An 18939-nucleotide genomic window follows, 5' to 3' on the forward strand; every position below is an offset into this window, starting at 1 on the left:
GCCGGAGCGTGGAGCAGGAATCTTGGATGAAGGATTGAGTGCGTGTTCGACCGGTGGGGTGTGTGGGATGCGGTGCCCGACAGCGGGCGGCGGCGTTGGTCGCTGGAACCGTTCCAGAGCGTGGGTCCGTTGCGTTTCGGGATGTGCCCCGAGGAGGTCACCGCGGCGCTGGGCACCCTCGCAGGAAACCCCCAGCGCCATACGCGTGCGGCGCTGTCGCCGGATCGGTGCGGCACGGTCAGGGGAGAGTGCTGGGGGCTGGGGCTGACGTTCTACTACGGCCGGGAGGAGCGGCTGCGGGGGATATCGGTCGACGCCCTGAAGGGCCCTCAGGTCTACGCGGACGGTGTCGCGCTGGTCGGCCGGACGCCCTCGGAGCTGGAGCAGTGGATCGTCGACCGTGCCGGGATCCGCGAGCCTTTCTCCGAGCTGTTCTATGCGAACCTCGGTGAACCCGGATCGCGGAGCCTGGGCGTGGTGATCGGCGTCCAGCGGTCGGGGGACCGTCTGCTCACCCGGCCGGTGTTCCTCCCCGCGCACGCCATGGACGCACCGGTGAGTTTCCTCCCCCCTGAGGCGTGGACGATCCGCTGACCGCCACCCGCCCCCGCGTCCGTGGGTGCGCCGGGTCAGCGTGGCGGGCCTCGTGCCAGGCCAGGCCGTCAGGACCGGTGGGCCTCGCGCCAGGCCGCCATGGACTGGTTCCACTGCTCGCCGTCCAGTGCGGTCAGCGAGGCCGGGAAGAGGCCGTCCTCCTCCTTGGCGATGTGCCGGTGCAGTTCCTCGACGGCCTCGGTGAGGGTGGCCGCGTCGGCGGGGTCGGACAGGTCAAGGGCGGGCAACAGCGCCTGAAGTTCGCGGTGTTCGCGCTCCAGGGCCTCGATGTAGTGCGTGTACTCGGGGTCGGTACGCATCACCGCGAACAGGCCGTTCTCCTCTCCTTGCCAGTGCGCCCGCAGCTCGCGGGCCATCACCTCCACCAGCGCCCGGGCGCGGGCGGTCTCGCCCCGGCGCAGGGCGCGCAGCGCGTCTCCCGCGGCGTCGGTGACCCGCTCGTGTTCGGCGATGAACTCCTTGATCAGGGGGATCTCCCGGCAACCGCAGTAATGGCACATGGAGCCGTTTGTAGGCAGCTCCCCCATCGCTCGGCGCCGCGCCACGCGCGTACGGCGGCGGCCTTCACCCGCGCGCGGGCGCACGGACCGCGGGCCGCTCAGGCGGCCAGACGTCAGGTGTCAGGTGTCAGGTGTCAGGATGCCGTCCACCAGGCGGCGCGCGTAGGCCGCGTCCAGGCCGCCCGGGCGGAACAGGATCCGGTACATCATCGGTGCGACGACGTGGTCCAGGACCGTCTCCGTCTGCGGCGCGCGCTGCCCGCGGCCGGCCGCGCGGGCGCGGATGACGTCGATCTGCTCGGCCGCGTAGGCCGAGCACTGGCCGGCGTTGGCGCCGTCCGCATCGCCCAGCAGCGCGTCGCGGATGTAGGCGCGGCCCGCCGGGGAGGCCATCTCGTCGAGGAACTGCTCGGCCCAGGCCCGCAGGTCGGCCGCCAGGTCCCCGTGGTCCTGCGGAGGTGTCTCGGGGCGCAGCCGCTCCACTGCCACGTCCGACAGGAGTGCCTGCAGATCGCCCCAGCGGCGGTAGACGGTCGAGGGGGTGACCTCGGCGCGGGCGGCGATCTGCGGCACCGTCAGGGCGTCGCGGCCCACCTCCGCGGCGAGTTCGCGGACGGCGGTGTGGACTGCTTCCTGCACGCGGGCGCTGCGGCCGCCGGGGCGTGCCATCGGTCTACGGCTCACGGGCCTCACCTTAAGACGGATCAGGCCTCCGGCAGGACGCGCGGTCCGCACCGGAGGCCTGCGGGAGGAGGGGTTTTCAGGGGGCGGGGGCGGGCAGGGCGGGCCGGGGGGCGGTCTGTTCGTAGGCGTGGCCCACGCGCAGCAGGTCCGCGTCGGCGCGGGGGCGCCCGAGCAGCTGCATGCCGATCGGCAGGCCGGCGCGGTCGCGGCCGACCGGCAGGGACAGTGCCGGTACGCCGGTGATGTCGGCGGGGGCGGACAGGCGTACGTAGGCGTCGGAGACGCTCTCGTGGGTGCCGTCGGGCCAGGTGAGTGTCTCCTGGCCGGCGGGCACAGCCGTCATGGGCACGGTGGGAGCGGCGATCACGTCGGCCTGCTCCAGCAGTTCCAGCCAGGCGCGGCGCATGAGGGTGCGGGCCCGCTGGGCGCGCAGGTAGTCGGCGGCCGGCATGAGGGCGCCGGCTTCCAGCAGGACGCGGATGTCGGGTCCGTAGCGTTCGGGGGCCGAGCGCAGGGTCTGTTCGTGGTAGGCGCTCGCCTCGGGGAGCATCAGGCCCCACTGGGTGGCCTGGATGTAGCGGGTCATGGGGATGTCGACGTCGACGAGGGTCGCGCCGAGGCTCTGCAGGTGGGCGATGGCCGCGCGGACGGCCCTCTCGACCTCGGGGTCGACGTGGTCGAAGTAGTAGGTGCGCGGGACCCCGACGCGCAGCGCGCTCAGGTCGGTGCCGGGGGCGGGCCGGTGATCGGCCGGAGGCAGGGGCAGGGAGGCGGGGTCGCGGGGGTCGTGGCCGGCCAGGACGCTCAGGGCCAGGGCCGCGTCCTGGACCGTGCGGGCCAGGGGGCCGACGTGGTCCAGGGTCCACGACAGGGACGTCACGCCGTGCCGGGGCACCAGGCCGTAGGTGGGCTTGAGGCCGACGACGCCGTTCAGCGCGGCCGGTACGCGGATCGAGCCTCCGGTGTCGGTGCCCAGGGCGAAGGTCGCCGCGCCCGCGGCGACGGCGACGGCCGAACCGCCGCTGGAGCCGCCGGCCACCCGGGCGGTGTCCCAGGCGTTGGCGGTCTGGGGCGTGGTCAGCCCGAAGGCGAATTCGTGGGTGTGGGTCTTGCCCAGCAGGGCGGTGCCGGCCGCGGCCAGGCGGGCGGCGACGGTGCTGTCGGCGGCCGCCCGGTGCCCGGCGCGGACCCGGGAGCTCGCCGTGGTCGCCAGGCCCGCGACGTCGATGAGGTCCTTCAGCGCCACGGGGATGCCGTGCAGCGCTCCCCTGAAGCGGCCGGCCGCGGCGTCGTCCGCGGCCTTGCGGGCGTCGCGGCGGGCCCGCTCCGCGGTGACGGTGACGTAGGCGTTGAGGGCGGGCTGGGTCTGCTCGATCCGCGCCAGGACGGAGTCGACCAGTTCCACCGGGGAGAGGCTGCGGGCCCCGATCGCCGCCGCGGCGGCGGTGAGGGTCAGTTCATAGGGCTGCATGGTGCTCCTGGCCGGCGTGGTGGTGGGCGGGCGGGGTCTCGGCGAAGTCCAGTTCGCGCAGGACGGCGACGACGCAGTGGATGTGCTCGGCGGTGGCGGCGACCGCACGATGGCGGTCCCCGGGCAACGGCAGCCCGGTGCGTGCCGCCCACCGGGCGGCCTCGGGTGGGGTGAGTTCTTCGGCGGCGGACATCAGGGGCCTCTCCTGCGGGGCGGGGGGGGGCGGCGGGGTGAACAGGGTTCTGGGGGCGGGGAGTTGGGGGTGGTGCGGTACGGGGGTGCGCGGGGGTGGTGCGTGCCGTACCGCTTCAGCGGCAGCCCCGCCCCCGCGCTAAAAGCTAAATGTTTGCGTTAGTCCACGGTAGGACCTACGCTCACTTAACGCAAACACTTAGCTTTTAGTGGGATGGGGTGAGACGGCGCCCCGGATCCGGGGGCCGGCGGCCCCGCCCTCCTCCGGCCCCCGCACACCGCCGGCCCCCGGGAAAGGACCCAGACATGCAGACACCTCCCCTCACCACGGCGCACTGGAGCGTCGGCGACATCACCGTCCACCGCATCGACGAGACGCCCCTGCCCCCGGAGACCGGGCCCTGGCTGCTGCCCGGCGCCACCCCCGCCCTGGTCTCCCGGCAGGACTGGCTCAGCCCCGACTTCGCCGACCACGAGGGCACCCTGCGCCTGGACAGCCACAGCTTCGCGCTCACCCTGGGGCCCCTGCGGGTCCTCGTCGACACCGGCATCGGCAACGGCAAGACGCGCGCCAACCCCGCCTGGCACCGGCTGCGCACCGACTACCTCACCCGCCTGGCCGCCGCCGGATTCACCCCCGACACCGTCGACCTGGTCGTCCTCACCCACCTGCACACCGACCACGTCGGCTGGAACACCCGTGAAGTGGACGGGACCTGGGTGCCCACCTTCCCCAACGCCCGCTACCTGACCTCCCGCACCGAGCGGGAGTACTGGGCCGCGCAGAGCATGGACGGACCGCGGCGGCAGATGTTCCGCGACTCCGTGCACCCCGTCCAGGACGCCGGGCTGCTCGACCTCCTCGACGTCCCCGCCCGCGGCCTCGACATCGCCCCCGGCCTGCGCGTGCTGCCCACCCCCGGGCACACCCCCGGCCACCTCGCCGTCGAACTGGCCGGCCGCGGACAGCGCGCGGTCATCACCGGCGACCTCATCCACCACCCCGTCCAGCTCCCCCACCCCCACCTGGGAAGCTGCGTCGACACCGACCCCCGCCGGGCCGAGGCATCACGCCGCGCCCTGCTCTCCTCCCTCGCCGGCACCGACACCCTCCTGCTCGGCACCCACTTCCCCCACCCCACCGCCGGCCGGGTCACCGCCCACCAGGACACCTACCGCCTCACCCCCGTCCCGCCCGCCCCTCCGGCCCGCACCCCGTGAGCAAGGCGGGCCGGGCCGGGGCAGGGCAGGGCAGGGCGGTTCAGAGGGTGGCGCAGGCCTCGCCCAGCGCCTGGTCCAGGATCTCCAGGCCGAGCGCCAGCTCCCCCTCACCGGCCGTCAGCGGCGGCGCGATCCGGAACACCCCGCCCATGCCCGGCAGCTGGACGATGTTCATGTGCAGGCCCAGCTCCAGACAGCGCCGGGTGACCCGGGCACCCAGCTCGTCCGCGTCCCGCTCCGCCCCCTGGCCGGCGACCAGTTCCAGGCCCATCAGCAGACCGCGGCCGCGGATGTCGCCGACGACCCGGTGGCGGCCGGCGAGCTCCTCCAGGCCCGCGCGCAAGAGCGCGCCCAGCTGCCGCGCGCGGGCGTCGAGCTCCTCCTCGGCCAGGACGTCCAGGACGGTGGCGCCGACCGCGGCCACCAGCGGGTCGGCGACATGCGTGGTGAAGAACAGAAACCCCCGCGCGTGCGCCTCCCGTTCGATCTCGGCGCCGGTGACCACCGCGGCCAGCGGCAGCCCGGCGCCGAGCGTCTTGGAGAGCGTGAGGATGTCCGGGACGACACCGTCGCGCTCGAAGGCGTACCAGGTGCCGGTGCGGCACAGCCCGGTCTGCGCCTCGTCGAGGATCAGCAGCATGCCGCGCTCACGGCACTTGGCGCGCAGGGCGGCGAAGTAGCCCGGCGGCGGCTCGATGACGCCGCCCGAGCTGAGGATCGGCTCGACCAGGCACGCCGCCAGACTGCCGGTCGACTGCGCGTCGATCAGGTCGAAGGCGTCATCCAGCTGACGGCGCCAGTCCGGCGCCCCACCGCCGGCGGCCCCGGGCCGGCGGGCGTCCGGTACCGGGATGGCGAAGTTGCCCGGCGCGCCCGGACCGTAACCCCTGCGGCCCGCGCTGTAGGTGGCGGACGCGGCGCCCTGGGTCATGCCGTGCCAGGAGCGGGCGAAGGAGACCACCTCGTGCCGGCCGGTGACGAGCCTGGCCATCCGCAGCGCCGCCTCGTTGGACTCCGCGCCGGTGCTCAGCAGCAGCGTCCGCTCCAGCGGCGCGGGCAGCGTCGCCGCCAGCCGCCGGGCCAGATCGACCACCGGGCGGCTGAGCATGCCGCTGTAGAGGTGGTCCAGGTCGCCCACCTGGCGCCGCACGGTGGCGACGATCCGCGGATGGCAGTGACCCAGGATCGCGCTCATCTGCCCGGAGGTGAAGTCCAGGATCCGGCGGCCGCCCTCGGTGAACACGAAACTCCCGGCGGCGCGGGCGATGACCTCCGGGGTGAACTCGACGCCGTAGCGCACGAGATGACGCCCGGCATCGGCCCAGAAAGAGGCGGCGGGGCGGGAGACGTCCGCAGCCGGGGCTGTTCTCTCAACTGCCATGCCCCAGACGCTAGTTCGCGCCGCGGGACCGCGTCCATCGGATCCCCGCACCTCTTGCCCCGCACCGCTTGCGGGCCGGCTCGGCACGTGCCCGGGCGGCGTCTGTCGCGGTGGCCGGTCAGCGTCCCTTGCGCGAGTTCATGAACCAGGCGACGGCGACGGCCAGCAGGACGAGGATGATGAGGATCTTCATGCCTCTTCAGCTCCCCCCGATTGCCCGGGACATGCCTGCCGGTCCCGCACCGGATCCTCCTGCGGCGTGATGAACCGCGGCACGGGCGGTGAGGGGCGGGGCGCCGGGGGGCGTTTTGTCCCTGGGGGCCCAGGGAACCCGAGGGCCGCGCGCGGCGGGTGCGGCGCACCGGACGGGCCCGGGTGGTGCGGCGCACCGGTCTTGCCGAAGGTGGGCAGAGGCGCCGGGCCCGCCCGGCGCCGGCCCGTCCCCGCCTCCGCGCGAGCACGGAGCCCACGTACCCCACGTACCAGGGAAGGCGAGAGCAGATGAAGGACACCCCCGGCACGCAGGGCCCGCAGGACCCCACCACCAGGGGGCCGCGGCCGGACTTCCCCCGCCAGGAGCAGCAACCGCCGGGCTGGACCGGTCCCATGGACCCGCCGCCCGACCACGGCGAGGAGTCCTACCGCGGTGCGGGGCTGCTGCGCGAGAAGGCCGCGCTGGTCACCGGCGGCGACTCCGGGATCGGGCGGGCCGTGGCGATCGCCCTGGCCCGGGAGGGGGCGGACGTCCTGTTCACCCATCTGCCGTCCGAGGCCGACGAGGCGCGGGAGACCGCCCGCTGGGTCGAGGACGCCGGGCGCCGGGCCGTCGCGGTGGCCTGCGACATCCGCGAGGAGGAGCAGTGCCGCGCACTCGTGGAGCGGGCGGTGGCCGAGTTCGGGCGGATCGACCTGCTGGTCAACAACGCCGCGTACCAGATGTCGCAGCCCAAGGGCATCACCGACATCTCCACCGAGCAGTTCGACCGGGTGATGCGCACCAACCTGTACGGCATGTTCTGGCTGTGCAAGATGGCGGTGCCGCACATCCCGCGGGGCGGGTCGATCATCAACACCACGTCGGTGCAGGCCTACCAGCCCAGTCCGCACCTGCTGGACTACGCCATGACCAAGGGCGCCATCGTGACCTTCACCCAGGGGCTCGCGCAGATGCTGGTGGAGGACGGGATCCGGGTCAACGCGGTGGCGCCGGGGCCGGTGTGGACGCCGCTGATCCCCGCGACGCTGCCGGACACCGCCGAGTTCGGCAAGCAGGCGCCGATGGGCCGGCCCGCGCAGCCGGCGGAGATGGCGCCGGCCTACGTCTTCCTCGCCTCGGAGCACGCGAGTTTCATCACGGCCGAAATCGTGAACGCCACGGGCGGCACACCGCTGCCCTGAACCGCCCCGCCCCCCTGCTTCCCCCCACCCCGACCTCCATCCCCTCCCCCACTGCAACAACACCAGCCCACGGAAAGGGACCTCACCATGCAGGACAGCCACCACGACAGCTCCCGCCCGCACGCCCCCGCCCAGACCGCGGCCGAGGAGGTGCTGCAGGAGGTGGCGGACGCCGAGGAGCGGCCCGTGCCCGATGAGGAGCGGGAGCGGGCCAAGGACGGCGAGGCCGGCGACACCCTCACCCCCAGCACGGCCGCCCAGGAGGACATCCACCAGGACGACGGCAACACCGGCAGCGGCAACCGGTAACCGGTGACTGATAGCCGGCCGGGGGCGGCTGCGGGGCGGGTCACCGGCCGGGCGGCTGCCACTCGATCATGAGGATGGTGGCGTCGTCGCGCAGCCGGTCGCTCTGCGCGTCCAGGACCGAGTGGATGAGCCGGCGCAGCGCCTCCGCGGCGACCTCGCCGGCGCTGGAGGCGCGGATGACGGAGTCGACGAACCGTTCGAGGCCGAACTCCGTGCCGTCCGCCAGCCGGGCCTCGGTCAGGCCGTCGGTGTAGAGCAGGACGCGGTCGCCCGGTTCCAGGGCGATCTCGTGCACCTGGCGCTCGCCGCCGCGGAAGTCGGCGGGAAAGCCCATGGGCGGGTCGGGTTGGCGTTCCATGGCGCCCTCGACGAGCCGGTTGCCGCGGATCAGCAGGGGCGGCGGGTGCCCGCAGTTGCTCCAGCGCAGCGCCCCGTCGGCGAGGTCGAGGCGGGTGAGGACGCCGGTGCAGAACTGGTCCGGCAGCCACTGGCCCAGCGCCGTGTCCACGGCCTCCATGAGCTCGGGCAGGTCCTGGCCGCAGCGGCGGCCGTTGCGGCAGGCGGCCAGGGTGACCGCCGTGGTCAGGCCGGAGAGCAGGTTGTGGCCCATCGCGTCGACGATGGTGGCGTGCAGGTCCGTCCGGGTGAGGCAGTGGTCGAAGGCGTCACCGCCGATCTCGTAGGCGGGTTCCAGGACGGCGGTGGAGACCACATGGGCGTTGCCGATGGTGCGCGGCGGCAGGAAGGCGCGCAGCATCTCCGCGGGCAGCTGCATGGGTTCGGAGCGGGTGCGCTGGACGAGGTTGTCCTTGTAGGCGCGCTTGGAGGTGATCATCATCGCGAGCAGGGAGGCCAGGGCCCGGCCGCGGCGCAGCAGGGGGCCGTCCAGGAAGGGGGCGTGGACGGCGACCACGCCGAGGCGCTCCGCGCCGTCCAGCAGGGGCAGCCAGGCGGTCATGCCGCCCGTGGCGGACTCCTCCACGCGCAGCGCCAGGGTGCGGTAGGCCCAGCCGGCCAGGGAGCCGTCCACGGCGATCGCCGGGGCGTCCTCGCTCAGCGGGACCAGCCGGCGCTGCTGGAGGTCGGCGAGGTAGACCACCGCCTGGGGCACGCCCAGGGACGCCGCGCACCGCGCGAGCGCGGTGGGCAGGTCCAGTGCGGCGTTGGCGGGGTCCGCGAGGAACTCCTCCAGGCCGCCGGGCGGATCCGCTCTCGGCACGTCTTCTCCCTTGCGCGGCGGGGGGGGCGACAGGAGCAAGTCTCACACCGGCCCGCGGTGTCCGCCCGGCCGCCGCGGGGGCGGGCGCAGGGGGTGGCGGGTGGCGGCGGCTCGTTTTCCGTGTCGCCGATCCGGCGCGGGTGGTCCACGGTGATCAGTACGAGTTGTCCTGCCCTGCGCGGGTACCTGCACCCCAGCCCCGGAACGGGCGTCCGGGCGGCAAGGGCCGGGCGCCCACGCAGCCGAAGGGCCGAGAGGAGACATCGATGAGTGAGCAGGTGCCGGCGTCCCCCGGCGCGGACGGCAGCACGCCGGTCCCCCGGGACCCGCCCGACCAGCAGGCCGACGGCTCCCAGGACCCCTGGGAGCCGCAGGAGGAGGAGGGCCAGGAGCAGGGCCAGGAGCGCGGCGCGGCGGACGACGTCCCCGACACCGACGAGGCCGGCACCGGCCGGCGCGGCACCTCCGGCGCCCCGCGGCGGTCCGGGCAGGGGGACGCGGACGGGACATCCCAGGAGCCGGTGCCGGACGAGCCCTCCGGGTGAGTGCGGCCCTTCTCGGTGAGCGCGGCCCGCACGCGGCCGCGGGGCCAGGGCGGTTGCCGGCCCGGTACGACCACGATGGAAAGGAACGACGGTGAGCGGTGCGGGAGATCCCTCGGCGCAGGTCACGGTGGAACTGAGCGGTGCGGCGGACGACGCCGGGAGCGTCTTCGCGGTCCTGGGGGCGGCGTTCGCCTCGGACCGCAAGGACGGTGCGGCCCCGCACTCCACGTCCTCCGGCGGGCCGACGGTGTGGAGCGGCGTCTTCGACACCGCCCGCCCGGCGGGCGACGCGCCGGAGCAGACGCCCTCGCTGGACGGGCCGGTGACGGCGTCCGTGCAGGGCGGCTATGTGGCGGTCGACCAGATCGTCACGGTGCTCTCGGCGGCGTTCGCCGTCACTGAGGAGGGCTCCGCCTCGGGCGACCAGGAAAAGGATGTGACCCTGCGGCTGCGCGGCCGGTGAGCGCGGGCGCACACCACGGGCCCGGCCGGATGTGATCCGGCCGGGCCCGTGCGGTGTGCGGGTCCCGGCGCTGTGGGCGGGTCAGCCCCGGCGGTCGCCGGGGATGCGCTCGAGCAGGCCGCGCAGGTCGTCGGCGTGCTCCTCCTCCTGGGCCAGGAGTTCCTCGAAGACGCGGCGGGTGGTGGGGTCGCCCTCCCCCAGCCACTGGGCGATCTCGGTGTAGGCGGCCACGGCGACGCGTTCGGCGACCAGGTCCTCCTTGATCATTTCGATCAGGTCGGTGCCGTCGGTGTATTCCGCGTGGGAGCGGGAGGTGAGGGTGTCGGGGTTGAAGTCGGGCTCGCCGCCCAGCTGCACGATGCGCTGCGCCAGCTTGTCGGCGTGCTCCTGCTCCTCCTGGGCGTGCTCCAGGAACTCCGCGGCCACCGGCTCGGAGTAGAGGCCGGAGGCGGTGTAGTAGTGCCGCTTGTAGCGCAGCGTGCAGACGATCTCCGTGGCGAGGGCCTCGTTGAGCACGATGAGGACGCGCTCCAGGTCCGCTCCGTAGGCCTCGGTCACCGGGCCCTTCTCGATCTGCCGGCGGGCCCGCTCGCGGATGGTCTTGATGTCGGTCAGGAACTCGGCCATGACAACTGCTCTCTCCTCGGTGAACGAGACAGCGGGCGGACCGTCCGGCGCCCCGCTGACCTTGAACGTACCCATTTCTCCACATTCATCCCGTGGGGGTGGGCCGCCACGCGGTGCGCGCCGCCGGGCCCCGGGCACGAACGGGTCATCACCGCGTAACCGCCGGCCGGCCGGTTGAAACAGCGGCGCGCCCCGGGCCGGGCGGGCCGGGGCGCGGCCGGGCCCGGCACCGGAACGGGGACGGACGGGCGGACGGCGGGTGGCGGGTGGCGGGTGGTCGGGTCAGGGGCTGTTCAGAAAGTCCTGTACGCCGCGGGAGACGCCGTCGTCGCCGAGCAGGTCGTTGTGGGCCAGGCAGCCGGCCGGGTGGTTGGCCGCCCCGGCCAGCGCGACGCTGGAGTCGGGGTTGATGACCTCGTCGCAGTTCGACCACCACGTCGCGTACGCGGTGGGGCCGGGGGTCTCATCACCCTGGGCGAGCCGGCCGGTGACGTAGGAGCCCGGGGTCATGTCCCGGCAGGCCTGCGACCACAGGGCGCAGGCCCAGGCGGTGGAGGTGCCGTGGTTGGGGCCGGCCAGCGAAGCCCAGTGGGCGACCGTGGCGGTGCCGCCGCCGTACTTCACATACCAGCGGGTGACGAGGCTGCCGAAGGAGTGGGCGACCAGGTCCACGCGGTCGGCGCCGGTGGTGGCGCGCACCTGCTCGACGTAGGCGGCCAGTTGGCCCGAGAGCTCCTCGTTGACCGAGCGGCTGGTGTCGTAGCCCCAGGCGAAGAGGTCCTCGGGCGGGTAGCCGGCGGCGGTGAGGTCCTCGCGCAGGGCGCCCCACACGCCGGGGTCGGCGTTGTAGCCGTGCACGAACACCACGGGGCGGTGCGCGGCGGGCGCGGGGCTCTGCGCGCGGGCGGCGGGCGAGGCCAGGGCGGCGAGCAGGCACAGCAGGGCCAGCAGGGCCAGCAGGACGGGCAGGGCGAGCGGGCGGGCCGGTCGGACCATCGGCACGGAAGGCTCCTTCGGCGGGCACGGCAACAGGGGGGATGCGGCGGGGCGGGTGCGGCAGGGCGGGGCCGGCCGCGGGGCGAGGGTGATTGTGGGGGCGGGCGGCGCAGATGAGAAGGGGCCGGCGCGGGGCGGGTCAGGCGGGGGCGGTCAGTGCGGTGCCGCAGCGGGCGCAGTAGCGGGCGTCGCGGTCGGCGGCCGGGCGGGCGCAGGCGGGGCACAGCCGCGGCAGCAGGCAGGCCGGCTCCCCGGCGGTGTCGGGGGCGGCGGGGCGGGGCGGGCGGCGGTGGGCGGTGGTGTAGGTGAGGCCGTCGGCTCCGGCGTGCAGGGCGCGGGGGGTGTGGGCGGGCAGCCAGGCCAGGGCGCCCGGGGCGAGGGCCAGGACGGTGTCGGGCAGGCGCAGTTCGCCGCTGCCGGCCAGCACGGTGAGCAGGACGCACACGCCGCTCCCGGTGTGTTCCTCCAGGCCCGCGCCGGGGGCCAGGCGGACGACGGCGGCGTCCAGGTCGCGGTCCCCGGCGCCCAGGGACCACACGAGGCTGACCGGTGCGGGCCGCTCGGCCAGGCTCTGCTGCGGGCCGACGAATTCGGGGGCGGCGAAGGCCGGTTCACTCATGGACGAAGACTCCCTGGGCGGGCTGTGGGCGGTGCGGGCGGGCACCGGCAGTGTGCGCCGGTGGGGCCGCCCGCGGCGAGGCGGCGCCCGGCCCCGGGGGCGGGCGGGGGCGCGGGGGCGCGGGGTGCCGGCGCGCGGAGCAAACCCGAGTGAGCCTCGAGCCGCCCCTGGTGGACTGCGACTGGCACCGCAGGACTGTGCGCTGCCGCGTTCCCGCCGGGTGCGGGGGCCGCGGCCGCCGGCCGGGTGCCGTTTTCATCCACGTAACTAGGAGGGCACACCATGGTCACCCGACGCCGTCTGCTCGGCACCGGACTCGCCGCCGCGGGCGTAGGGCTCACCGGGGCGTCATTCACTCCCCTGCTCGCCGTGGACCGCGCCAAGGCCAGCCCGGCCAAGGCCGCCAAGGCGGCCAATCCGCCGCTGTTCGCCGTGCCCCTGCCCAAGATGCCGGTGCTCAGACCCGCCTTCAGGACCGCGACGGCCGACCATTACGACGTCACCATGCGCCCGGCCCGCCGGGAGATCCTGCCGGGCATCCAGACCGACCTGCTGACCTTCGACGGGAACTTCCCCGGCGCGACCATCAAGGCCCGCACCGGCCGCCCGGTGATCGTGCGTCAGCGCAACAAGCTGGCCGTGCCCACCTCGGTCCACCTGCACGGCGCCTCGGTGACCCAGGCCAACGACGGCGACCCGATGGACACCCTCGCCCCGGGCGGCGAGCGGCTGTACACCTATCCCAACAAGCAGCCGCACGCCTCCCTCTGGTACCACGACCACGCCCACCACGTGGAGTCGGAGAACGTCTACCGCGGGCTGCACGGCAGCTACCTGCTGACCGACTCCGTGGAGGAGAGCCTGCCGCTGCCCAAGGGCGAGCACGACGTGGTCCTCGCGATACGTGACGCGCACTTCGATGCGGCCGGGCAGCTGGTGTACGTGATGGACGACCAGGAGCGCACCACGCTGCTGGTCAACGGCGCCCCCTACCCCTACTTCCAGGTCGCCGCCCGCAAGTACCGGCTGCGTTTTGCGAACATGTCCAACCAGCGCTTCTACAGTCTGCGGCTGGCCGACGGCAGCGACATCGTCCAGGTGGGCTCGGACGGCGGCCTGCTGGAGCGCCCGCACACCACCAGCTCCTTCCTGCTCTCCCCCGGTGAGCGCGTCGACGCCGTGGTGGACTTCTCGCGCTACGCGGTGGGCGAGAAGGTGGTGCTGGAGAACACCCTGATCTTCGCCGGCACCCCCGAGCAGGTCGGCCAGGTGATGCGCTTCGACGTGGTGCGCACCGCCCCCGACGACAGCTCCGTGCCCGCGGTGCTGCGCACCCTGCCCGCGCTGCCCGCGCCGACCAACGAGCGCACCATCACCATGCAGATGGACGAGGGCGTCGCGCACCCCAAGGGCTACATGGACGGCAAGAGCTACGACCCCGCCCGGGTGGACTCCCGCATCCGCTTCGGGGCCAGCGAGATCTGGACGGTCACCAACACCAACACCCGGGTGCCGCACAACTTCCACATGCATCTGGTGCAGTTCCGGGTGCTGGAGCGGGCCGGGAAGCCGCCGGCCCCCGGCGAGGCGGGCCTGAAGGACACCGTGATCGTCGCGGCGGGCGAGACGGTCAAGCTCCAGGCCACCTTCGACAGTTACCGGGGCACCTACCTCTACCACTGCCACATGCTCGACCACTCGGCCATGGGCATGATGGCCACCATGAAGATCAGCTGACGCCCGGCCCCCGCCCGCCCGGCGGGCGGGGGCCGCTCTAGCCGAACTGGCCCACCCGGTAGTCGCCGGCGGGCTGGCGGACCAGGACGTTGACGCGGTTGAAGGCGTTGATGACCGCGATCAGCGCCACCAGCGCGGCGAGCTGGTCCTCGTCGTAGTGCTTGGCGGCGTCCGCCCACGCCTCGTCGCTGACGCCGCCGGCCGCGTCGGCGACACGGGTGCCCTGCTCGGCCAGTTCGAGCGCGGCACGCTCGGCGTCGGTGAAGACCGTGGCCTCCCGCCAGGCGGCCACCAGGTGCAGGCGGGTGGCGCTCTCCCCGGCGTGCGTGGCCTCCTTGGTGTGCATGTCCGTGCAGAAGCCGCAGCCGTTGATCTGGCTGGCGCGCAGGCGCACCAGTTCCTGCGTCGCGGCCGGCAGCGTGGTGCCCGCGCTCACCTGGCCCGCCGCGGCCAGGTGCTTGAGGAACGTGGCCGAGACGGGGTTGTCGAAGAGGTTCATGCGCGCATCCATGTCGTGCTCCTTCGCCGTGCTGGGTACCTACACAGCTCTGACGAAATGGCCCGCCGCGATGTGACACCACCCCCGCCGGCCTGCACCGCCGGGGCGGGGCTCAGGCGGTCGTCCAGGGGCGCAGCTTCTCGGGGTTGCGCACCGCCCACAGGTGCTTGATGCGATCGCCGGCGAAGTCGAAGGCGAGGACGGAGACGGTCACGCCGTCCTGCTGGACGACCAGGCCCGGCTCGCCGTTGACGGTGCGCTCCAGGATCGTCAGGTCGGGCGCCCGGCCGGTGATGGTGACCAGGTAGCGGGCGATCTGCTCGCTGCCGCCGGTGGGCGGCGCGGCGTTGACCAGGCCGCCGCCGTCGGCCAGTCCGGTGGCGTCGGGGTCCAGGAGGCTGATGAGGGCGCCGATGTCCTTGGCCTCCCAGGCCTGCTTGAAGCCGCGGACGATGCCGGCGCGCTGGGCGGTGCCGGTGGCGGGGGCCTGCTGGGCGCTGCGGATGCGGCGGCGGGCGGAGGAGGCCAGCTGGCGGCAGGCGGCCGGGCTGCGGCCGACGCTTTCGGCCACCTCGGCGAAGGAGTAGCGAAAGACGTCGTGGAGGATGAACGCGACCCGCTCGGCCGGCGTCATGGACTCAAGGACGACGAGGAAGGCCATGTTGACCGACTCGTCCAGGGTGATCCGGTCGGCCGGGTCGGCGGTGGCGCAGGGACCGCTGATCCACTCGGAGTGGTCGGGCAGCGGCTCGGGGATCCACTCCCCCACATAGCGCTCGCGCCGGGCCCGGGCGGAGCCCAGCAGGTCCAGGCAGATGCGGCTGGCGACGGTGGTCAGCCAGCCGCCCGGCGAGGCGACCGCCTCGCGCTGGGAGCGGGACATGGCATACCAGCGGGCGTAGGCCTCCTGCACGACGTCCTCGGCGTCGGCCAGGGATCCCAGAAAGCGGTAGGCGAGGTTGATGAGCTGGCGCCGCTCGCTCAGGACCGTGCTCAGGCCCGCCTCGAGCTCCTCGTCGTCCGGGCCGGTCTGCGTCCTCATCGCTCGCGTACTCCCTCTGCTCCCTTGGCCGAAACTGCCGTCCTGGATACGACGAGACAGCCGCCTCGAATGTGAGGTCGCCCCTGGCCGCCGCGGGGTGTTCGGGCCCGGCCCCGGGGGGTGGGGGGTGCGTCCGCTTCTGTCGGGATTCCAGCGCCCTCCTAGGACCGGCCCATAGTCATGGGGGCATGAGCAAACACAAAGAGATCGTGGAGCGGTACCGCGACGGGGTCCTCAGCGGCGACCACGAGCAGGTCCTGGCCCTGGTGACCGACGATGTCGTGTGGGAGAGCCTGGGCCAGACCCGGGTGCAGGGCAAGGAGGCCCTGCGGGGCATCGTGCAGAACAAGGACGGTGCCGCCGCGCACGGGGTGGTGCAGCGGCCGACGATCACCGTGGACCGGCTGATCGAGGAGGGCGACACGGTGGTCGCCACCGGCCGCGCCGTGCTCGCCCTGCCCGACGGCAAGAAGGCGGAGTTCCTCTTCTGCGACGTGTTCACCTTCGCCGGGGAGGCGATCAGCCACCTGGAGAGCTACAAGGTGCCCCTGGGCGCACCGCCGAGGGGCTGAACCGCCGTTGCGGCCCGGCGCCGGCCACACCCGCGCCGCCGGGCCGCAACAGGTGGCCGGGCCGCGCGGGTGGCCGGAAGACTGCGGGCCCCCCGGGCAGGGGTCAGCCGGCTGTCCAGGGGCGCAGCTTCTCGGGGTTGCGCACGGCCCAGATGTGCGTGATGCGATCGCCCGCCACGTCGAAGGCGAGGACGGAGACGGTGACGCCGTCCTGCTGGGCGACCAGGCCGGGCTGGCCGTTGACGGTGCGCTCCAGGACGGTCAGGTCGGGGGCCTTGCCGGCGACGTCGGCGAAGACGCGGGCGATCTCCTCGCCGCCGGTGACCGGGCGCAGCTGGGCGCTGACCAGGCCGCCGCCGTCGGCGATGGTCGTGGCGTCGGGGTCGAGCAGTGCGATGAGGGCGTCGATGTCCTTGGCCTGCCAGGCCTGCTTGAAGCCGCGGACCACCTCGGCGCGCCGCGCCGTGGCGGGTGCGGGGGCCTGCTGGGCGTCGTGGATGCGGCGGCGGGCGGAGGAGGCCAGCTGGCGGCTTGCGGCCGGGCTGCGGCCGACGATCTCGGCGATCTCGGCGAAGGAGTAGTGGAAGACGTCGTGGAGGATGAACGCGACCCGCTCGGCCGGGGTCATGGAGTCCAGGACGACGAGGAAGGCCATGTTGACCGACTCGTCCAGGGTGATCCGGTCGGCCGGGTCGGCGGTGGCGCAGGGCCCGCCGATCCACTCCATGCGGTCGGGCAGCGGCTCGGGGATCCACTCCCCCACATAGCGCTCGCGCCGGGCCCGGGCGGAGCCCAGCAGGTCCAGGCAGATACGGCTGGCGACCCGGGTCAGCCAGCCGCCCGGGGAGGCGACGGCGTCCCGGCGCTCCTGGGACAGGGCATACCAGCGGGTGTAGGTCTCCTGCACGACGTCCTCGGCGTCGGCGAGGGATCCAAGGAACCGGTACGCGAGGTTGATGAGCTGGCGCCGCTCGCTCAGGACGGCGCGCAGACCGGGTTCGAGCCGGCTCTCCTCCGGCTCGGGATGCATGCTCATGGTGTCGCCAACTCCCTTGGCTGCGCCCTGGCTTCACCAGTTCGATGAGGCATCGCACTGAAGGTGGCGCTCGTCACCTCACATTACAACGGCCTGTGTCGTCGGTAGGGGTGGAGATCGAATTCGGATCCGGGCCTCCCTCCCCCGGTCGCCCGGATCCGCAAATCGGCTCTCCTTGCCCCGGCTTCGCCCGCGAAGCCCTTTTCTCACGGTCAGGAGAATCGCCGTGCACGTGACGTCGATCCGCGGATCACCAGCCGGAATGCCGCGCCCGCGCCGGGCGGTGGCCGGGCGCGGCTGAGCCGGCCCGGACGGGCGGGCGCCTGCGGCCAACTCGGGCCGCTCGGGCTCCAGTTCGCAGGGGTGCCGGCAGGGCCCGTACCGGGCCGGCGACACCCCGCGGACCGGACCGGCCGCCGCCTGCACGGCCTCCTGTTCTCCCCTTTTCCTTCACCGACTTCTCCCCTCCTTGTCTCCACCGGGAGTTCGGCCCTTGCGCATGAGCGGCCGTATCCCGTGGCACCACCCGATAGAGCACGCAGAGAAAAGGATTCAGTTGTGGAACCTGTGAACGTTGCCATCATCTATTACAGCGCGACCGGCACCGTGCACACGCTGGCCCAGGCGGTGGCCGAGGGCGCGGAGAAGGCCGGTGCGCGCGTGCGGCTGCGTACCGTGGCCGAGACCGCCCCCCAGGCGGCGATCGAGGCCAACCCGGCCTGGGCGGCCCACCGTGCGGCCACCGCGGATGCCACCGAGGCCGGCCACGAGGACCTCGCCTGGGCCGATGCGGTCCTGTTCGGCACCCCCAGCCGGTTCGGGAACCCCGCAAGCCAGCTGCGGGCCTTCATCGACACCACCGGACCCCTGTGGTTCGCCGGGAAGATCGCCGGGAAGGTGTTCTCGGCGTTCACCGCCAGCAACACCGCCCACGGCGGCCAGGAATCCACCATCCTGGCCCTGTCCAACACCTTCTACCACTGGGGCGGCATCATCGTGCCCCCCGGCTACACCGACCCCGTCCAGTTCCAGTCCGGCAACCCCTATGGCACCTCCCACGTCGCCGGCGACGGCGCCCCCGGCGAAATCGCCCTCCAGGCCGCACGCCACCAGGCCCGCCGCGTCGTCGACACCACCGCCGCCCTCAAAACCGGCCGCGCCACCCTCTGAACAGACACCGAGGGACTCTTTCCCTCTCCTCACCTTGGAAGGGCCGCCCGGCCGACTGCCGGGCGGCCCTTCGGAGTTGAGGGGCCACGTTCAGGAGGGGATCCAGTCGCGGTTGATGTGGGGGGTGTCGATGCTCAGGGCGCGCATGTGCTCGATGGGGTTGGTGTATTCGCGGCTGGCGGCGATCTGTCCGTCGGCCAGGGTGAAGCCGTGGATGAAGTGGTTGCGGTAGCGGCCCTCGGGATAGCCGGGGAAGCGGATGGTGCCTTCGCCGTCGCACTCGACCCAGATGGTGTCGGGGTCCTGGGTCTCGTAGAGGTGCACGTCAAACCATTGCCAGTCGGGCAGGACCTTCAGGGACAGCTCCCCGTGCCGTTTCAGCTTCTCCCGGCCCTTGACGACGATGGGGCGGCCGATGTCGGTGTTGAACAGGGCGGCGGTGCCGTCGTCGGTGTAGAGGGTGTAGCGGCGCAGCCGGGCCTCGGGGCCCATCTCCATGTACTGCTCCACGGCACGGCGGTTGCGGGCCCGCAGCTCCAGGTGGCTGGTGAACACCGGTCCAGTGGGGGCGAGTTGGTTCGGGGCGGGCGCGGTCATCACGGTCTCCGGGAAGGGTGTCGGCGGGGGCGGTGGTGGCGGGGCG

At 73.6% G+C, this 18939-nt stretch carries 22 protein-coding genes; 9 read left to right on the forward strand and 13 right to left on the reverse strand.

The window, feature by feature from the left end; genetic code table 11:
• The first annotated feature begins 120 nt into the window (after positions 1 to 120).
• A complete protein-coding gene (locus ACZ6B8_RS16090; RefSeq protein WP_471607576.1) occupies positions 121 to 594 on the forward strand; it encodes a hypothetical protein in 474 nt (157 codons plus the stop codon).
• A gap of 68 nt (positions 595 to 662) precedes the next feature.
• Here the strand turns inward: ACZ6B8_RS16090 and ACZ6B8_RS16095 are convergent, their stop codons facing one another.
• From ACZ6B8_RS16095 to ACZ6B8_RS16110, 4 genes are all read right to left on the reverse strand, one after another.
• Complete coding sequence (locus tag ACZ6B8_RS16095; protein ID WP_471607577.1) at positions 663 to 1115, reverse strand: hemerythrin domain-containing protein; 453 nt, start codon at positions 1113 to 1115, stop codon at positions 663 to 665.
• A 120-nt stretch (positions 1116 to 1235) separates the two neighbouring features.
• Positions 1236 to 1784, reverse strand: coding sequence for a TetR/AcrR family transcriptional regulator (locus ACZ6B8_RS16100; RefSeq protein ID WP_471090805.1), 549 nt, complete (start codon positions 1782 to 1784; stop codon positions 1236 to 1238).
• A 91-nt stretch (positions 1785 to 1875) separates the two neighbouring features.
• Positions 1876 to 3270, reverse strand: a complete 1395-nt coding sequence (locus ACZ6B8_RS16105) for an amidase (protein ID WP_471607578.1) — start codon at positions 3268 to 3270, stop codon at positions 1876 to 1878.
• On the reverse strand, positions 3257 to 3463 hold the full coding sequence (locus ACZ6B8_RS16110; protein ID WP_471607579.1) for a hypothetical protein: 207 nt from the start codon (positions 3461 to 3463) through the stop codon (positions 3257 to 3259). Before ACZ6B8_RS16110 ends, ACZ6B8_RS16105 begins: the two co-directional genes overlap by 14 nt.
• Before the next feature lie 305 nt (positions 3464 to 3768).
• On the opposite strand from ACZ6B8_RS16110, the gene ACZ6B8_RS16115 reads away from it, so the two are divergent.
• On the forward strand, positions 3769 to 4683 hold the full coding sequence (locus tag ACZ6B8_RS16115; RefSeq protein ID WP_471090766.1) for an MBL fold metallo-hydrolase: 915 nt from the start codon (positions 3769 to 3771) through the stop codon (positions 4681 to 4683).
• 40 nt (positions 4684 to 4723) lie between these two features.
• Here the strand turns inward: ACZ6B8_RS16115 and ACZ6B8_RS16120 are convergent, their stop codons facing one another.
• On the reverse strand, positions 4724 to 6064 hold the full coding sequence (locus ACZ6B8_RS16120) for an aspartate aminotransferase family protein (protein WP_471607580.1): 1341 nt from the start codon (positions 6062 to 6064) through the stop codon (positions 4724 to 4726).
• 501 nt (positions 6065 to 6565) lie between these two features.
• On the opposite strand from ACZ6B8_RS16120, the gene ACZ6B8_RS16125 reads away from it, so the two are divergent.
• Both ACZ6B8_RS16125 and ACZ6B8_RS16130 read left to right on the forward strand, forming a co-directional pair.
• Positions 6566 to 7462, forward strand: a complete 897-nt coding sequence (locus ACZ6B8_RS16125) for an SDR family oxidoreductase (protein ID WP_471090770.1) — start codon at positions 6566 to 6568, stop codon at positions 7460 to 7462.
• 87 nt (positions 7463 to 7549) lie between these two features.
• The gene (locus tag ACZ6B8_RS16130; RefSeq protein ID WP_471607581.1) at positions 7550 to 7771 is read left to right on the forward strand and encodes a hypothetical protein; all 222 of its coding nucleotides are present in this window, start codon (positions 7550 to 7552) and stop codon (positions 7769 to 7771) included.
• A 40-nt stretch (positions 7772 to 7811) separates the two neighbouring features.
• On the opposite strand, the gene ACZ6B8_RS16135 is transcribed toward ACZ6B8_RS16130, so the two are convergent.
• Positions 7812 to 8990 carry a PP2C family protein-serine/threonine phosphatase gene (locus tag ACZ6B8_RS16135; protein WP_471607582.1) on the reverse strand — a complete coding sequence of 393 codons (1179 nt, stop codon included), beginning with the start codon at positions 8988 to 8990 and terminating at the stop codon, positions 7812 to 7814.
• A gap of 266 nt (positions 8991 to 9256) precedes the next feature.
• Between ACZ6B8_RS16135 and ACZ6B8_RS16140 the strand changes: the two genes are divergently transcribed.
• Together ACZ6B8_RS16140 and ACZ6B8_RS16145 are read left to right on the forward strand one after the other, a co-directional pair.
• Positions 9257 to 9535 (forward strand): hypothetical protein, encoded by a 279-nt coding sequence (locus ACZ6B8_RS16140; protein ID WP_471607583.1) that lies wholly within the window; start codon positions 9257 to 9259, stop codon positions 9533 to 9535.
• A gap of 91 nt (positions 9536 to 9626) precedes the next feature.
• A complete protein-coding gene (locus tag ACZ6B8_RS16145) occupies positions 9627 to 9998 on the forward strand; it encodes a hypothetical protein (RefSeq protein WP_471090778.1) in 372 nt (123 codons plus the stop codon).
• A gap of 81 nt (positions 9999 to 10079) precedes the next feature.
• Here ACZ6B8_RS16145 and ACZ6B8_RS16150 read toward each other — a convergent pair whose 3' ends face one another.
• The 3 genes from ACZ6B8_RS16150 to ACZ6B8_RS16160 form a co-directional block, all read right to left on the reverse strand.
• Positions 10080 to 10625 carry a ferritin-like domain-containing protein gene (locus ACZ6B8_RS16150; protein ID WP_471607909.1) on the reverse strand — a complete coding sequence of 182 codons (546 nt, stop codon included), beginning with the start codon at positions 10623 to 10625 and terminating at the stop codon, positions 10080 to 10082.
• Between the two features lie 282 nt (positions 10626 to 10907).
• Positions 10908 to 11621: an esterase/lipase family protein gene (locus ACZ6B8_RS16155; protein ID WP_471607910.1), complete on the reverse strand. Its 714-nt coding sequence runs from the start codon at positions 11619 to 11621 to the stop codon at positions 10908 to 10910.
• 139 nt (positions 11622 to 11760) lie between these two features.
• The gene (locus ACZ6B8_RS16160; RefSeq protein WP_471090780.1) at positions 11761 to 12240 is read right to left on the reverse strand and encodes a cupin domain-containing protein; all 480 of its coding nucleotides are present in this window, start codon (positions 12238 to 12240) and stop codon (positions 11761 to 11763) included.
• A gap of 282 nt (positions 12241 to 12522) precedes the next feature.
• On the opposite strand from ACZ6B8_RS16160, the gene ACZ6B8_RS16165 reads away from it, so the two are divergent.
• Entirely contained in the window at positions 12523 to 13977 is a 1455-nt protein-coding gene (locus tag ACZ6B8_RS16165; protein ID WP_471607584.1) for a multicopper oxidase family protein, read from the forward strand.
• 37 nt (positions 13978 to 14014) lie between these two features.
• Here ACZ6B8_RS16165 and ACZ6B8_RS16170 read toward each other — a convergent pair whose 3' ends face one another.
• Together ACZ6B8_RS16170 and sigJ (ACZ6B8_RS16175) are read right to left on the reverse strand one after the other, a co-directional pair.
• Complete coding sequence (locus ACZ6B8_RS16170; RefSeq protein WP_471090784.1) at positions 14015 to 14488, reverse strand: carboxymuconolactone decarboxylase family protein; 474 nt, start codon at positions 14486 to 14488, stop codon at positions 14015 to 14017.
• Between the two features lie 100 nt (positions 14489 to 14588).
• A complete protein-coding gene (gene sigJ / locus ACZ6B8_RS16175; protein ID WP_471090786.1) occupies positions 14589 to 15518 on the reverse strand; it encodes an RNA polymerase sigma factor SigJ in 930 nt (309 codons plus the stop codon).
• Positions 15519 to 15706: 188 nt separating this feature from the next.
• Here sigJ (ACZ6B8_RS16175) and ACZ6B8_RS16180 point away from each other — a divergent pair, with 188 nt between their 5' ends.
• A complete protein-coding gene (locus ACZ6B8_RS16180) occupies positions 15707 to 16090 on the forward strand; it encodes a nuclear transport factor 2 family protein (protein WP_471090788.1) in 384 nt (127 codons plus the stop codon).
• A 103-nt stretch (positions 16091 to 16193) separates the two neighbouring features.
• Here the strand turns inward: ACZ6B8_RS16180 and sigJ (ACZ6B8_RS16185) are convergent, their stop codons facing one another.
• The gene (gene sigJ / locus ACZ6B8_RS16185; RefSeq protein ID WP_471607585.1) at positions 16194 to 17126 is read right to left on the reverse strand and encodes an RNA polymerase sigma factor SigJ; all 933 of its coding nucleotides are present in this window, start codon (positions 17124 to 17126) and stop codon (positions 16194 to 16196) included.
• 558 nt (positions 17127 to 17684) lie between these two features.
• Between sigJ (ACZ6B8_RS16185) and wrbA the strand changes: the two genes are divergently transcribed.
• Positions 17685 to 18296, forward strand: a complete 612-nt coding sequence (wrbA, locus tag ACZ6B8_RS16190; protein ID WP_471607586.1) for an NAD(P)H:quinone oxidoreductase — start codon at positions 17685 to 17687, stop codon at positions 18294 to 18296.
• Positions 18297 to 18386: 90 nt separating this feature from the next.
• On the opposite strand, the gene ACZ6B8_RS16195 is transcribed toward wrbA, so the two are convergent.
• Positions 18387 to 18893 (reverse strand): PhzA/PhzB family protein, encoded by a 507-nt coding sequence (locus tag ACZ6B8_RS16195; protein ID WP_471607587.1) that lies wholly within the window; start codon positions 18891 to 18893, stop codon positions 18387 to 18389.
• Positions 18894 to 18939 lie beyond the last annotated feature (46 nt).

The organism is Streptomyces sp. NPDC041122 (assembly GCF_055592445.1).

Coding starts and splice junctions, on each gene's coding strand:
- ACZ6B8_RS16130 (WP_471607581.1), top strand. CDS start 7,550: ATGCAGGACAGCCACCACGACAGCTCCCGCCCGCACGCCCCCGCCCAG.
- ACZ6B8_RS16180 (WP_471090788.1), top strand. CDS start 15,707: ATGAGCAAACACAAAGAGATCGTGGAGCGGTACCGCGACGGGGTCCTC.
- ACZ6B8_RS16095 (WP_471607577.1), bottom strand. CDS start 1,115: ATGTGCCATTACTGCGGTTGCCGGGAGATCCCCCTGATCAAGGAGTTC.
- ACZ6B8_RS16150 (WP_471607909.1), bottom strand. CDS start 10,625: ATGGCCGAGTTCCTGACCGACATCAAGACCATCCGCGAGCGGGCCCGC.
- ACZ6B8_RS16165 (WP_471607584.1), top strand. CDS start 12,523: ATGGTCACCCGACGCCGTCTGCTCGGCACCGGACTCGCCGCCGCGGGC.
- sigJ (WP_471607585.1), bottom strand. CDS start 17,126: ATGAGCATGCATCCCGAGCCGGAGGAGAGCCGGCTCGAACCCGGTCTG.
- ACZ6B8_RS16120 (WP_471607580.1), bottom strand. CDS start 6,064: ATGGCAGTTGAGAGAACAGCCCCGGCTGCGGACGTCTCCCGCCCCGCC.
- ACZ6B8_RS16160 (WP_471090780.1), bottom strand. CDS start 12,240: ATGAGTGAACCGGCCTTCGCCGCCCCCGAATTCGTCGGCCCGCAGCAG.
- ACZ6B8_RS16115 (WP_471090766.1), top strand. CDS start 3,769: ATGCAGACACCTCCCCTCACCACGGCGCACTGGAGCGTCGGCGACATC.
- ACZ6B8_RS16105 (WP_471607578.1), bottom strand. CDS start 3,270: ATGCAGCCCTATGAACTGACCCTCACCGCCGCCGCGGCGGCGATCGGG.
- ACZ6B8_RS16170 (WP_471090784.1), bottom strand. CDS start 14,488: ATGGATGCGCGCATGAACCTCTTCGACAACCCCGTCTCGGCCACGTTC.
- ACZ6B8_RS16100 (WP_471090805.1), bottom strand. CDS start 1,784: ATGGCACGCCCCGGCGGCCGCAGCGCCCGCGTGCAGGAAGCAGTCCAC.
- ACZ6B8_RS16195 (WP_471607587.1), bottom strand. CDS start 18,893: ATGACCGCGCCCGCCCCGAACCAACTCGCCCCCACTGGACCGGTGTTC.
- ACZ6B8_RS16155 (WP_471607910.1), bottom strand. CDS start 11,621: ATGGTCCGACCGGCCCGCCCGCTCGCCCTGCCCGTCCTGCTGGCCCTG.
- ACZ6B8_RS16110 (WP_471607579.1), bottom strand. CDS start 3,463: ATGTCCGCCGCCGAAGAACTCACCCCACCCGAGGCCGCCCGGTGGGCG.
- ACZ6B8_RS16125 (WP_471090770.1), top strand. CDS start 6,566: ATGAAGGACACCCCCGGCACGCAGGGCCCGCAGGACCCCACCACCAGG.
- sigJ (WP_471090786.1), bottom strand. CDS start 15,518: ATGAGGACGCAGACCGGCCCGGACGACGAGGAGCTCGAGGCGGGCCTG.
- ACZ6B8_RS16140 (WP_471607583.1), top strand. CDS start 9,257: ATGAGTGAGCAGGTGCCGGCGTCCCCCGGCGCGGACGGCAGCACGCCG.